General features: G+C 39.6%; 13 protein-coding genes. 1 reads left to right on the forward strand and 12 read right to left on the reverse strand.

Going from position 1 to position 13,498, the window contains the following annotated elements; all coding sequences use genetic code 11:
* Positions 1 to 108: 108 nt before the first annotated feature.
* The 5 genes from QVP35_RS07415 to QVP35_RS07435 form a co-directional block, all read right to left on the reverse strand.
* Positions 109 to 2,676 carry a DUF7601 domain-containing protein gene (locus tag QVP35_RS07415; RefSeq protein ID WP_022260973.1) on the reverse strand — a complete coding sequence of 856 codons (2,568 nt, stop codon included), beginning with the start codon at positions 2,674 to 2,676 and terminating at the stop codon, positions 109 to 111.
* A gap of 140 nt (positions 2,677 to 2,816) precedes the next feature.
* The gene (locus QVP35_RS07420) at positions 2,817 to 3,722 is read right to left on the reverse strand and encodes a hypothetical protein (protein WP_009289717.1); all 906 of its coding nucleotides are present in this window, start codon (positions 3,720 to 3,722) and stop codon (positions 2,817 to 2,819) included.
* Positions 3,723 to 4,351: 629 nt separating this feature from the next.
* Positions 4,352 to 6,229 carry a heavy metal translocating P-type ATPase gene (locus tag QVP35_RS07425; protein WP_009289718.1) on the reverse strand — a complete coding sequence of 626 codons (1,878 nt, stop codon included), beginning with the start codon at positions 6,227 to 6,229 and terminating at the stop codon, positions 4,352 to 4,354.
* Positions 6,230 to 6,303: 74 nt separating this feature from the next.
* Positions 6,304 to 6,522 (reverse strand): heavy-metal-associated domain-containing protein, encoded by a 219-nt coding sequence (locus tag QVP35_RS07430; RefSeq protein ID WP_006567070.1) that lies wholly within the window; start codon positions 6,520 to 6,522, stop codon positions 6,304 to 6,306.
* 24 nt (positions 6,523 to 6,546) lie between these two features.
* Positions 6,547 to 6,942 (reverse strand): ArsR/SmtB family transcription factor, encoded by a 396-nt coding sequence (locus tag QVP35_RS07435; RefSeq protein ID WP_039930420.1) that lies wholly within the window; start codon positions 6,940 to 6,942, stop codon positions 6,547 to 6,549.
* A 156-nt stretch (positions 6,943 to 7,098) separates the two neighbouring features.
* Here QVP35_RS07435 and QVP35_RS07440 point away from each other — a divergent pair, with 156 nt between their 5' ends.
* Positions 7,099 to 7,317 carry a DUF6465 family protein gene (locus tag QVP35_RS07440; RefSeq protein WP_006567072.1) on the forward strand — a complete coding sequence of 73 codons (219 nt, stop codon included), beginning with the start codon at positions 7,099 to 7,101 and terminating at the stop codon, positions 7,315 to 7,317.
* 191 nt (positions 7,318 to 7,508) lie between these two features.
* Here the strand turns inward: QVP35_RS07440 and QVP35_RS07445 are convergent, their stop codons facing one another.
* The 7 genes from QVP35_RS07445 to QVP35_RS16580 form a co-directional block, all read right to left on the reverse strand.
* On the reverse strand, positions 7,509 to 7,886 hold the full coding sequence (locus tag QVP35_RS07445; RefSeq protein WP_006567073.1) for a BlaI/MecI/CopY family transcriptional regulator: 378 nt from the start codon (positions 7,884 to 7,886) through the stop codon (positions 7,509 to 7,511).
* Positions 7,887 to 8,089: 203 nt separating this feature from the next.
* Positions 8,090 to 8,674, reverse strand: coding sequence for a helix-turn-helix domain-containing protein (locus tag QVP35_RS07450; RefSeq protein ID WP_006567074.1), 585 nt, complete (start codon positions 8,672 to 8,674; stop codon positions 8,090 to 8,092).
* Between the two features lie 49 nt (positions 8,675 to 8,723).
* The gene (locus QVP35_RS07455; protein ID WP_009289720.1) at positions 8,724 to 10,799 is read right to left on the reverse strand and encodes a BglG family transcription antiterminator; all 2,076 of its coding nucleotides are present in this window, start codon (positions 10,797 to 10,799) and stop codon (positions 8,724 to 8,726) included.
* Positions 10,800 to 10,882: 83 nt separating this feature from the next.
* Entirely contained in the window at positions 10,883 to 11,329 is a 447-nt protein-coding gene (locus tag QVP35_RS07460; protein ID WP_009289721.1) for a PTS sugar transporter subunit IIA, read from the reverse strand.
* Positions 11,330 to 11,359: 30 nt separating this feature from the next.
* On the reverse strand, positions 11,360 to 12,619 hold the full coding sequence (locus QVP35_RS07465) for a PTS transporter subunit IIC (protein ID WP_009289722.1): 1,260 nt from the start codon (positions 12,617 to 12,619) through the stop codon (positions 11,360 to 11,362).
* A gap of 33 nt (positions 12,620 to 12,652) precedes the next feature.
* The gene (locus tag QVP35_RS07470) at positions 12,653 to 12,955 is read right to left on the reverse strand and encodes a PTS sugar transporter subunit IIB (RefSeq protein WP_006567078.1); all 303 of its coding nucleotides are present in this window, start codon (positions 12,953 to 12,955) and stop codon (positions 12,653 to 12,655) included.
* Positions 12,956 to 12,968: 13 nt separating this feature from the next.
* Positions 12,969 to 13,498 (reverse strand): zinc-binding dehydrogenase (locus QVP35_RS16580; RefSeq protein ID WP_288187799.1); only part of this gene is annotated, 530 nt, incomplete at its 5' end.

A 13,498-nucleotide genomic window follows, 5' to 3' on the forward strand; every position in this document is an offset into this window, starting at 1 on the left:
GAAGTGAACCAGCCACTTGCAAGCATGGCGGAAAAATCCTGAGATTTCCCCGCCACCGTGTCTGGATCACTCCGTCAATGTGAGTTGTGTAGCCGTTACAATCTTATTTCAAGATCTTTTTCGGTTCTCCAATATTTTCTTTTTCTTCAATACGATTAGAATTGCGATTAATAGTCCGCTTATTGCGAACAATGATATATATAACACTATATTTGTTCTGTCACCCGTTTTTGGACTGTCTGGCGTATCAAGTTTATCAGGTGTGGATGGCTTCTCTGATGTCACTTCCTTGTGGTTGATAAACTTGATTCCCACATTACCATTCTCTGGAACTGTTCCTTTGTCAGCAGTAGAAGTAGTCACATAGCCGTCCTGGTTGGCTTCTGTTTCTTCTACTGTATATCCGATACCAGCAGGAAGTCTCACAGCTGTTGCTCTCTGCCCGTGTTTCAATGTGAATGTAGCCACGCCGTCCGCGAAGTCCATATCTCCAAATTTTCCGCTGATTGTCTTATCATCAAGCGTAACCGTGAAATGGAACTCCTTGTCTTTATCGCCGTGTGTTCCCGAAACTTGTTTTGTTACTGTCAAGCCACCTGTTTCTGTTTTTGCATTGACATATTTAATGGTATTAGATGGCTTTTTTTGATCCATCTCGGTCACATTCTCATCCACTATAATAGTTCCGGTAACCTTTCCAGAAGCTTCGTCTTTATTTATCTTTCCACTTCCTGTAGTAACAATCTCTTTGACCCCATAATATGTGTTTTTGGCTTCTGTAATGGTATAGGTTGCCCCTTTTGGTAAATTATAAATCAAAACCTTTTCACCAGCTTTAATTGATAACACGCCTTTACCATCTTGCAACTCAATATCTGATTGTTCAACCCAGTTTGGACTCTCAACATCAGTCGGGCTTTTAAACCATGATAAAGAGTTCAAAGGCGTCCCATCTGCTTTTGTGAAATATACGTTGAAATTGAAATCCTTATCTGTTGATTGCGTATCAACAGATAATTGCTTTTCTAATTCTAACATTCCAGGGTCTGTGGCATTAATAAAACGAACATAATTATTTTTATCAAATTCATCCCCATAATCAACACCCAATGTTAATTTTTGACCTAATCCATCCTTAATTGTTCCTGTCATAAAGGTTGTTGAATCTTTTGGAGTCAATGGAATAACTGTAACATTACTTGGATTCAAGTTATCAGGGTATCCTGTACTAGATGAATCTACTCTTCCTAATTCTCTTACATTATATCCATAGCCTTTCTCCAAATCCTTATCAGTATCTTTTGGCAAATGAGAAATCAGCACTTTCTCTCCATCCTTTAAAAAAAATTTTGTTCCACTGACAATTGAAGCATTAGAAGTACTAATTTCTTTTCCATTTGCATCATATCTCTTATATGGATATTGATTAACCATAGAATTTCCGTTAGGTGTCGTTAAATCCAACTGAAATGCATATACACCTTTATCTTCTTTTGAATTGCTCTTAACATTTTTCTCAATTTGAATTGCCTGATCAAAAGTAATTGGATTTGTAGCTAACTCTTCAAATGGAACTGTAAATCTCATATAGCATGAAGATCCAGATGCTCCTCTTTCTGTGTAATATACAGATAAACGATATGTTTTCTTATTATCTTTATTTGGAATACCTGTGGCAATTATCTCTCCATCACTATTTTTTATATCTTCTGCTCCATCAATAAATTCCCATAAATCTACGTACATACCTAATGACGAGTGAACTCCACCCATGTCTGCCACTTGTACACTGTTAGTATGATCAACTGTAACTGTCCCATCCTCAGAAACAGTTGTTTCTGACAAGAACACTAATAAATCATCATCTCCATAAAAGAAGTAATTCAATGGTCCACAATATCCAGGTTGTAACACAAAGTCAAAATATGTTGTCATACCAAAGTAAGAATTATGATCATTATTTTGATCATCACTTGTTGGAAGGGCTCCAGATACTTTAGCTCCAGAACCATCAATTCCTACAAAATTTCTAAGATCTTTGGAATTTAAATTTCCAAATTTAAGATCGTGTCCATCAGTTCCATATGATGAAGCATAATCCATCGGCCAAAATTCATTTGAATAAAGAGATGATTTATTTTTGGAAATTTTATCCAACTTACTGCTGACTTGTTTCCCTTTATTGTTCTTAACTCCAGATAAAGTATATGTACCTCCAAGACGAGAAAACTGTAAGTTATAGTTTTCTTTGGAATTTTCTGTCCCATATCCACTATATTTTAAATATTCCGTTTTCCCTTGTATTCCATTTGGATTATCTATACCATCTGAATTCAAAGTATCTTTAGCTGTTGAAAAGATTGGAGGTGCATTTACCCCCTCACTCCACTTAATACTTCCATTTTCATTGACGCCTTGACCCAAACTAAATGTTGCCCCTCGAAGACTCGGACCATAGAATGTAGTACCCCATTTACTGGTTCCAGCACGATTTCCTGCATTAGTCATATTTAATGATGCCGCTACACCGTTAGGATCATTCCAAGTATTCTTTCCTAATCCAGTCCCAGCATTATCGTTTCCAAAAGCAAATTTTTGCTCTGCTCCAGCAGGAAGATTATTTCGGTTATTTATACCTTGTTTTGCTGTGTTTGCATAAAATGTTACATTTTTCAATTCATCTTTGCTTTGATAAGAAGTTGGAAGTTTACCATCTACATTAAATTTACTGTTTGAAACTAATTGATCTAAAGTTTGTGCTTCTATTGCCTTATCAACCTTTTTGCTTATATTATCTACCTCTTGACCATCTCTTGCTAATGCAGCTGCTTTTTCTGTAGTATAAATCCATCCGTTATATCATAATCGAAAAAATTCACTGCATCATAATTATAATTTTCTTCTGCAGTTGGTTCAAAAACTAGACGAATGACCGTATCTTCAGTAATTAAAATCGTATAACCGTCTTTTGAATCTCCAATATATTTCACACCATCAGCATTTGTAGTTTTTGTAGAATTAAATGCTGGATTGTCCTTATAGTTAGTGAAAGTAAACTTAGAAGGATCATGATGGATTCCATCATCCATTACAGGTGCATCTAAGACATAAAAATCCTCTTCATTGGTACTATCTTTATCCTTACCTTCTTTCAAAAGCCAAACCTGTTCTAATGTATAATTCTTATTATAATGATTTTCACTTTTATCATTATAAAGCTTATTCATGAATCGCATTTGTGATTTTTCAAAGAAATATGTTTCCTCATCAGCAAACAATTTTCGTAATTCATTTTCTGTTTTTACTGTTCCATCATCATTTAAGTTTAGTTGCGAATGTGGACTTTGTTCATATAATTCATCCACACTATGGTTCTCTCCATAACTATTTTGTTTCTTAAAATTACGTGGTAAATTATTTTCCCGTGAAGCATCTGTTCGCCATACAATCATCGTATCTGTCTTAGATGCTTGCGCATTTACTAAATCCATTCCCGCCTTATCACCAGAATTTGGAATGTCCAAAGCCATCGCTGGATAATTTAAATAATGTTGAATGGTATATTTTGGATTATATTCACTATCTTTTATATCCCCATTCGTATTTCCTTCTGCTTTAATTTGCAAAGACATACAATTTAATATTAAAATTAGTACAAAAACCACACACACAAATTTTGACATTGTGTAACGAGAATTCTTCTTGACACTTTCTTTATACATATTTCTTTCCTCTTTTCACTCATTTTTCTACAGAACGCAAAAAAGACACAGATCACCATATAATTAGTGTATCTGTGCTTTTGGTATGTCTATATAGTTTGTACGCAAAAAAAGGCAGACTTTACCTGTCTGTCATAGTATACCAGTTTCTAAGCATGTCTGTCAACCCCTTTTTATACAAAATTAAAAAGTATTTTTCTTTTCCTAATACAAGTTAATTTTACACTATTTTTAAGCACCTGTCTATAATATTTCAGCATTCATCAAACATAGCAATAGAATAAATTCGGTATGTTCGCTTACTGTCGTTTCTTTACTTCACAGTATAGAAAAAGACATTCTATTTCAAGTATCGTTCTCCATATCTCTGCATTTCTTAGTATAAGTCGTTATACAATGTTCTTTCATTTGTTGTGCTATTGTCGTAAATCCTTCAATATTTCCTCTTGCTCATTCATTTAAATGCAGTATTTATAAGGCTTTTCTTTGTTCCCGTAGTGTTTTTCAGTTCAAAGAAGTCACGGAGTCTCTTTCCTGAGAGGTAAAAAAGAAAAATGCAGCAAAACAGGATCATGTTTCTGTTTTGCTGCATCATATCATATAATCAGGATTTTTCCCTTAATTTTCTTTTATTCTTTGTCATCGGTTTTCAGCGCTCGCATGGAATTAAGAATTGCGATTACAGATACTCCGACATCTGCGAAGACCGCTTCCCACATATTTGCCATTCCGGCTGCGCCAAGAGCCAATACAAGAGCCTTCACCCCTAAAGCGAACACAATATTTTGTTTCACGATCCGCAGTGTTTTTCTTGAAATATGAACGGTGGAGGCAATCTTTCTGACATCGTCGTCCATCAATACTACATCCGCGGCTTCTATGGCCGCATCAGATCCCATGCTCCCCATGGCAATCCCAATATCTGCTCTTGTAAGCACCGGAGCATCATTAATACCGTCTCCGGCAAAAGCAAGCTTTTCTTTGTCCCTCTGATTTTCCAGGAGCTTTTCCACCTTAACTACTTTATCGCCCGGCAGGAGTTCTGCGTATACTTCATCAATCCCTAATTGTGCGGCAACAGATTCAGCTGCCTCTTTCCTGTCTCCGGTGAGCATGACACATTTTTTAACACCTGCCTGCTTCATGCGTTTGATTGCCTCTTCTGCCCCGTCTTTTACCGTATCAGAAATGACAATGGCACCTGCAAACACTCCCTCAGAGGCCACGTAGACGACAGTTCCGCTGCTTTTGCAGGAGACATAGTCGATGTGCTGCTGTCTCATCAGCTTGCCGTTTCCGATTAGAATTTCTTTTCCATCGATCAAAACACGGATTCCGTGTCCCGCGATTTCCTCAGCGTCGGACACACGGTTCATATCCGCTGTTTTTCCATATGCCTCTTTGATAGAACCTGCAATCGGGTGATTCGAATATCCTTCACCCAATGCCGCCAGTTCAAGAAGTTCCTCCTCGCTGCATCCCTGCGGCAGGATCTCCGTCACTTTAAATTCGCCCTTTGTCAAAGTTCCTGTCTTGTCAAATACGATGGTCGTCATCTCAGATACGGCTTCCAGATAATTACTTCCTTTGACCAGCACACCGAGCCTTGAGGCAGCACCAATCCCTCCGAAAAATCCCATAGGCACTGAAATCACCAGCGCACATGGACAGGAGATGACAAGAAAAATACAGGCTCTCTGAACCCATTCACCCCAGCCTCCTCCTAAGATCAGCGGAGGAAGTACTGCAAGAATCACAGCACCGATCGTTACCACAGGGGTATAATATTTTGCAAATTTGGTAATGAAATTTTCTACATTTGCCTTCTTGCTGCTGGCATTTTCCACCAGTTCCAGAATCTTTGCAACAGTGGAGTCTTCGAATTCTTTCGTCACTTCTACTTTCAGTGTACCGCTTCCGTTGACGCACCCGCTGATCACTTCATCGCCTGCGGCTGCCTTTCTTGGAACGGACTCGCCGGTCAGTGCGGCTGTATCGACCAGGGATTCCCCCTCAATGACCACACCGTCCAAAGGAATTCTTTCCCCCGGCTTTACAACAATAAAATTTCCTATTTCCACTTCATCAGGATCAACCTGTGTAAGCACTCCGTCAACCTCAATATTCGCATATTCGGGGCAGATATCCATCATTTCTGAGATAGACTGGCGGGATTTTCCCACCGCATAACTCTGGAACAGCTCTCCCACCTGATAAAACAGCATAACGGCCACTGCTTCAGAATACTCTTTCACTCCAAAGGCCCCGAACGTGGCAATCATCATGAGAAAATTTTCATCAAATATCTGTCCGTTTTTGATATTTCTGGCTGCTTTGAAAATAATGTCATAGCCGATCACCAGATACGGAATCAGATAAATCACAAACAAAGCCCATGAACCTTCCAAACTTTCCAGCTTTCCCGTATGTTCCGCAATCATCAGCCCTGCAAGCAGGAAAAATGCCGCGATGATCCGGATCAGCATCTTTTTATGTTTTTTTGTCATAATTATAGTCTCCTTATATTAAAAAATAAAACCCGGAGTGAGGGATCGGCTCCGTTCCATCCGGGTTTTATCAGCTAGATGAGTATCCTGCAGTCAGGCTCAACCTTGGCACAGGTACTGACAACCTTCTGCATGATCTCATCAAACTTTTCATCTTCTGCGCTGATCGTCATTTTCTGAGTCATAAAACTTACACTGGCATCATTTACTCCCGGTATTTTTTTAATTGCCTCTTCCATTTTTGCCGCACAATGTGCACAGTCTAAATCCTGTAACTTAAATTTTTTCTTCATAATATCCTCCCATTTTAATTATGATTATTCCTCAATATGATCTCTTCCCTGAGCGATGATCGTTCTTACGTGACCGTCTGCCAGTGAATAAAAAACCGATTTCCCTTCTCTTCTGGATTTTACAAGCCTTGCCTGCTTCAGTATCTTCAGCTGATGTGAAATGGCAGACTGAGTCATATCAAGAGCCTCCGCCAGGTCACACACACATACTTCTGCTTCAAACAAAACAAACAGAATCCTGATCCTTGTAAAATCTCCAAAGACCTTAAAAAGGTCTGCCAGATCCTGCAGTTCACTTTCCTCGGGCATTTTTTCATTTACTGTTTTCAGAAGGTCATCATGGACCTGATAGGTATCACAGCAGTCTATATCATGTACTGTCAACTTCTCACCCTCCTTTTTATTATTATATTCATTCATATGAACAATCATTCATATGTTATATTTATAATAGCTCTCTTTTATCAAAATGTCAATCATAAAAAATAAAATATATTCATATTTCACCTGATCCTTTGAATATTTATGAAACAAGGTTTATAATAAGAAAATTAAAGCAGGAAAGGAGAATAAAATATGAAAATCTATACAGAAGTACAGTTTCAGAGTCACAATGTGCTCGTCGCAGATGTGGAAAAGGCAGTGAAGGAGGACATCAAATCAAAAGGTGTAAAATTAAATTCCCTGTCATCATTGGAAATCTATTATCAGCCGGAAAATTTGTCTGTATTTTATGTGGCAAAAGCAAAAGACGGCACTTCTATTTCTAATGAGGAACCGCTGAGCCTTGAATAACTCAGATACTATCGCTACATAATTATTTTTTAAGCAGGGGCTGCTGTGCGAAAAACGTACAGCAGTTCTTCTTGTCAGAACAAAGCGGGCAGGACGAAAAAAAAGAGCCAGTCCTTGAAGTATCTGGCTCATAGTTTCAGTCATCATCTGACAATGCTGATTGATGTACAGAAACAATCTTCCTGCAGTTTTCATTCTTCCGGCTCATTAAATACCTTTCGAAGGTACTCTTCTTTCTCCTTTGTCAGTTTCTTGCCCTTTATAGCTTTGATCAGTGCAACTTTAGAACCGCCATACCAAAAATCAACAAATTTCAGTACCTGTTCTCTTTTGTATTTTTTTTCGTCTACCAAAGGCTTGAGATAAGAAAATCTTCCTCTTCTCTCAATTTTAACAAATCCTTTTCCTTCGATGCTTGTTAAAAATGTACGGACCGTAGATCTTTTCGCATCCCAGTCAAACATTTCTTTCAGTTTATCCTGAAGATCCTGAATGGAAATCTCCCGATTCTCTGCCCATACACACTTCATGATCAGTTTTTCCCGGTTTGTCAAATCTCTGTCTATCATCGGCGTCTCTCCTTATTATTTATTTAATCAATTAACATCATTTTGTAAATTATATCATATTATTTGCTCAGTTTCAAGTTTTAAATGCAGATACTTCAAAAAAATGCCAAAAAAAAGAGAAAACACAGGTTATTTCTGTGTTTTCTCCCGAAAGACATGGCGTTTAAGCAGTTATTTGCTTTTTGCTCATTCCCCAAAAGTAATCAGACCGGCTGATAATACAGTCCATGCTTTGTACAGTACCAGAACAGCCTGCCGTGACCGAAAGCGGGAATCCTCGTCTGCATATCCCATTCGGGATAGAGTCTGCGTACCATCATACTGTCACCCGTCAGCAGCGCAGCAAAAGAGATATAATGATCTCTTGTCATTTCATGTGGAGACGAAATAAAGTAATCATTTTCAATAGACTCCACCTTCAAACGTTCATCTTCCGGTGCTTTCCGGGCCTGTACTGCCCTTAACTTCTTTCCGCAGCAGGAAACCGCCGTATCTGCCAGAGCAGTCACCAGATTACCGCAGTTTGGACAGATATAAAATTGCATATGTTTCATATTTCCTCCTAATACTTCGTTGACATCGAGCCTGCCTGAGAGCAGTTTTTCCAGGTCTACGTCAAAAACCCCGGACAGTTTCGGAAAAAACGAAATATCAGGGCATCCCAAACCGCGTTCCCATTTTGATATCGTTTTATCGCTGATATTCATGTGCTCTGCCAGCTGCATCTGCGTCAGCTGTTTCTCTTTTCTCAATGTTTTAATAAGTTTTCCTATCTTTTGACTGTCCATATCAATTCACCTCATCTGCTATTATAAAAAAAGACTCCCGGGAATACAATCAACGCTGCGTAGAGTCCGGAACCCGGTCAAATATCAGAGCATGATATATCTCTTCTTTCGTATTGCATTTTAATATTCTCTTAAGGCGTTTTTGTTCCTTGCCGACAGCAACGATCTCTTTGATCAGATCTAAATATTCCTTTTCTCCCGTTGAAGCAAAACAGAAGACTAAGTTCACCTGATGCTGTTCTTTCCTGAAACAGATTCCTTCCTTTGAAACCAATACGCTTAACCCATCCTGTATCACTCCGGAATCCTTCCCGGCATGAGCCAGTGCCACACCCTGACTGACCACGATATAGTCTCCGTACTCTTCTACTTTTTCTATTGCCTCTTGTGTATATCTCGGCTCAATATAGCCGAATTGTTCAAGCGGTTTTGCCGAACGCCTTATGGCCTCTTTCCAGCTGCAGGGAGCTGCATGGATCGTGATAAATTCTTTATTTAACAGCTCTGCCATCGCACTTTCTTCCTCCGGATCTTTTTTTAAGCCCATAAGCATAGATTCAATCTTGTCATATATTTCTGCCGGCAGCCGGTCATCATCCATTAATTCCTCAAGATCCTCCAATATTTTCTTCTTTTTCTTTTCTGCCGGCAAATTTATCTGTTTCTGGCTTTGAAAGACTTCTTTTTGGATTAAATTTAAATCCTTCATAGTCAAAAAAGGATTGACTGTGATCACTTTATACTGGTCTGCCTCAATATGTACTGTCGATAGAATAAAATCAATCTTTTGTTCCATTTGCTCCAGTTCACTGACCACTTCACCCGCGGCAAGAACGCCTGCAATTTCAAAATCAAAATAGTTTTTAATCTGTGCTTCCAAATATTTTCCCGTAGCCATGCTGCCGGGACAAACAATCACGATGGAAAGCTTCGGGATATAGTATCTCCGGTTTCTGATCACCGCCACACAAATATGGATAACGATTGATTTTTTCATATTGGTACTTAATTTATAAGATAAAAAAGATTCTAAAATATAAGAATATTTCTCTACTAATGTCTCCAGCAATTCATAATTCATGGGCAGATCATAATTTTTAGGGAATTCAACTTCATAGTTCCCCCAGTCCTTCATGCTTTTAATATGCATCAAAAGTGAATCAATTAATTTATCGTCATTGGTCAATTCTAACCGGAGCTCCTGATCAATTTGTGAAACAAAAAACATAATAATCTTATACAGCTCAACTTCGTCTACCGTCTTTACAAACGAATATAAATTATTTTTTTCAATATAGGTCCTGAAGCAGGCAATCATTTTTTCTGTCACCGGAACTTCTAACATGTAGCCTGCATACAGCATCATATGATCGATGTTTGTTAATTTCGACTTTTCCGTTACCAGTTTATCTGTACCGGCATGATCGCGTTCACGGAAGTTAAAAGCTGCAAATAAATATAAAACAATGTCATAAAATATATCTTCAATGAAGACCAGATTATTTATCTTCATATAATCCTGCATATAAGAAAACAGCTCTGAAAATGTATACTGAATCTTCATTTTATCAAGCATCAATCTCTGGAAATATCCGTCATTCTTAATATTAACTGCGATTTTTTTATAGAGTGAAACCAGCAGTTCCAATGACGCCTCATAGCTGCACGATAATTTGATTCCCTTTCCGCTGTCCAAGAGAAGCTCTGCATCGCTGGGTATCAAAATCTGTTTGACTGCGTCGATGTCACTCATGATCGTAATACGGCTTACATAGAGCTCCTCTGCAAACCGGTGCATCGTCGTGTAATGGGGATTCGCAATCAATTCAAGCATAATATAAATCTGCCGTTCTTCCGGTGACAGTTTATACATATACATGTCCATTTGATATAAGTTCTTTTCTACTGTTTCTCTGTCAAGCACCCCCCCAAATTTGAAACTTCCGTCCTCAGTTATTAAAATCTCCTCCATCGAGATCGTCTTGAGGAAATCATTGATCTCATTAATATCATTTTTTAACGTTCTCCTGGAGATATCATACCTGGACATAAACTGCTTTGCAGATATATCGTTTTCCTTTGATCTCAGTATTGCCTGCATTATCTCGGTGCTTCGTCGTTTCATGGCATATCACTTTCCTCTTTATAATAAAAGAAACAGACATTATAGATTTTTGTCTCTCTATAATGTCATATTCTCTTTCAAGTTTATCCTAATTTTGTTTCCAGCAGTTTTGTAATATCTTCCAGCGGCATGCTGCTGCATTTTTCCAGACTGCCTTCATCTAGTACAAACTGCATTAACTTCTGAAGAAACTCTAAATGATCATCTGCCCCTTTGATTGCCAGATTGAACACCAGCCTCGTATCAATATACTCTTCGCTGTCATCCATCCTGTAAAACCGGACCGGTCGGTCTAATCTTAAGAAGCAGATACAATTTTCTTTTATCCCCTCTGCCTTACTGTGCGGTATGGCCACCGGTATGCCGGCCGGCAGCCCTGTGGGATATTCCCGCTCTCTTTCAATGCAGGAATCTGTGAATGATCTGCTGACACTTCCACGTTCCATCATGCATGTTCCGCAAATCCTGATCGCTTCTTCCCAGTCTTTTGCACTTCCCTCTGTCGCTATGTATACATTTTTTGAACTCACTGCGGTCACTCCTTTGTTTTATGGCTGTATCTACATTCCGAAAAGCTTACTTATAAAGCAGATGATTACGGTTCCCAGATTATATCCAAAAGATCCGTCCGCTACCATTCCCTGTATTTTCAGGCCCGTCACTGAAAGCATCTTTGTACACTCCGGCACAAACATATTGACAAAGAATGTGATCAGAAACATGGATGCGATGGAACAGATCAGGCTCCTCAACAGGTTCCCTTTGCTGGCCAGCACGCACATAACCGTGGTGTAGCACACAATTCCCAATAGTCCAATCGGGAAATACACCATATTCGGAATGATAAATGCAAATAAGATTGTGATTGGGATACAAATCGCAGTACAGGTAATACATGCGGGATCTCCCAGCCCCAGAGCCACATCCATGCCGATGAATAATTCCGCATCTTCCCCCATATGTTTTTTCATATAAGCACTTGCTGCATTTCCGATCGGTGTAAGTCCTTCCATCATGATAGAGACCATTCTTGGGATCAGGATCAATACACTGGCAATTCCCATACCAATTCCAAAGATCGTTGTAGGCGCCTGTCTCGTAAGTAATCCCAGAAAAATTCCTACGATCAGACCTACAAATGCCGGATCTCCAAAGAAGCCTAACTTTTCTTCCAGCTTTTTCATGTCAATATCGATGTCTTTTACTCCCGGAATATGGTCGATCAGCTTGTTAATGACCCAAGATAAGGGATACATAAAAGTAGTAAAAGACAAGGTTGAACAGGTTGTTCCATCGAGGCCGAAAAAATCCTGCCATTTATGTGCGATCGCCTGCCCGGCGTACAGTGCTGCAATGGAAAGTCCAACTGTGATTGCCAGGCCGAGCACCGCGTTTCCCCAAAGTGCATAGGCCAGGGCTCCGGGGATCAGAAAATGAATGTAATTCCAAATATCCACATTCAGTACCTTCGTCAGCCCCGCTCTCAGCAGGATAAAGTTTGCGATTACGATCAGCGGCACCGCGATCGGCGCAAACGGTACGGTCCATGAGGCTCCGCCCACGGCTGCAAATCCGATATCCGCGGCCGTAAAACCGCTTCCCATTTTTTGATAGTATTGTGTAATCGGTTCAATCGTGGCTGTGAGCAGACCAACCGTTAAACTCAATCCCTGGAAACCGATTCCTACCATTAATCCGGCCTTCAGCGATGCCCCAAACTTCATCCGGAACACGAGTCCCAGAATACAGATCATGATTGGAAGCAGGGCAACAGCACCCATATTCAATAAAGCCTGAACCGCTTTTAATAAAATATCCATATGTCTCTCTCCTATCTTTTCTAAAGCTGATCACTAATTTTCATTTTGAAGCCTGTGGCATGTTTCTATGATCTCATCCCTGATCTTATCCTCATTGATCCCCGAGATCAGCCCAAATACTTTGATCAGAGGTTTCTCTAATTTCTGCCGGTAATTTGTTGTCACCATAACTATGTCTACATCTGCCTGTTTTGCCGGGATTTCTGTCATTGTGCTTTTTATGATCTTTGCCGGAATCCCAGCATCCTTACATATTTTCTTTACCGCTTCCTGTGCAACGGTAGAGGTGGCCACTCCGCTTCCGCAGGCCACTAATATTTTCAATTCTTTTGCCATAATCTTTCATCTCCTATTCTTCATTCGGAAGCAATACGACTTTGATTGCCTCCCCTGTTCTAGTCAGCTCGATCCCCTTGTTTATCTCACTTAACGGCAGTACATGAGTGATGAATTTTTCCGTCGGAAAAGCATCGGAAATTGCCAATTCATAAGATTTCTGCACCTGCATGCTGTTGGCACCGTAGTGTCCGTAAATCCACAGGCTGTTATAATGAATATAGTTTGAATCTATTTCTGTCAAAGCTCCCTTAGGCACTCCGCCGAAGAATACGATGATTCCGCCTTTTTTTGCCATAAAAACGGCCTGTGACTGTGCAGCTGTTGATGGATTTGCGGAGATCACTTTTTCCGCTCCTTTTCCCCCGGTCAGCCTTTTTACGGCTTCGATCGGATCTTCTTTTGTGCTGTTCACAATATGATCGACTCCAAACTGCTTTGCTGTCTCTAAGCGCTTGTCGTTGATCTCGATCATGATGATCTTTTTAGCTCCGCGGATCTTTGCCAGCTGTGCATGGAAACAGCCGATAGGACCGGCTCCTA

Source organism: Anaerostipes sp. CAG:276 (assembly GCF_000432215.1).
Taxonomy (GTDB): domain Bacteria; phylum Bacillota; class Clostridia; order Lachnospirales; family Lachnospiraceae; genus Anaerostipes; species Anaerostipes caccae.

Excerpts from the sequence above, each read along its gene's own strand:
- QVP35_RS07420 (WP_009289717.1), bottom strand. The coding sequence starts at position 3,722 with ATGTATAAAGAAAGTGTCAAGAAGAATTCTCGTTACACAATGTCAAAA.
- QVP35_RS07425 (WP_009289718.1), bottom strand. The coding sequence starts at position 6,229 with ATGACAAAAAAACATAAAAAGATGCTGATCCGGATCATCGCGGCATTT.
- QVP35_RS07430 (WP_006567070.1), bottom strand. The coding sequence starts at position 6,522 with ATGAAGAAAAAATTTAAGTTACAGGATTTAGACTGTGCACATTGTGCG.
- QVP35_RS07435 (WP_039930420.1), bottom strand. The coding sequence starts at position 6,942 with ATGAATGAATATAATAATAAAAAGGAGGGTGAGAAGTTGACAGTACAT.
- QVP35_RS07440 (WP_006567072.1), top strand. The coding sequence starts at position 7,099 with ATGAAAATCTATACAGAAGTACAGTTTCAGAGTCACAATGTGCTCGTC.
- QVP35_RS07445 (WP_006567073.1), bottom strand. The coding sequence starts at position 7,886 with ATGATAGACAGAGATTTGACAAACCGGGAAAAACTGATCATGAAGTGT.
- QVP35_RS07450 (WP_006567074.1), bottom strand. The coding sequence starts at position 8,674 with ATGGACAGTCAAAAGATAGGAAAACTTATTAAAACATTGAGAAAAGAG.
- QVP35_RS07455 (WP_009289720.1), bottom strand. The coding sequence starts at position 10,799 with ATGAAACGACGAAGCACCGAGATAATGCAGGCAATACTGAGATCAAAG.
- QVP35_RS07465 (WP_009289722.1), bottom strand. The coding sequence starts at position 12,619 with ATGGATATTTTATTAAAAGCGGTTCAGGCTTTATTGAATATGGGTGCT.
- QVP35_RS07470 (WP_006567078.1), bottom strand. The coding sequence starts at position 12,955 with ATGGCAAAAGAATTGAAAATATTAGTGGCCTGCGGAAGCGGAGTGGCC.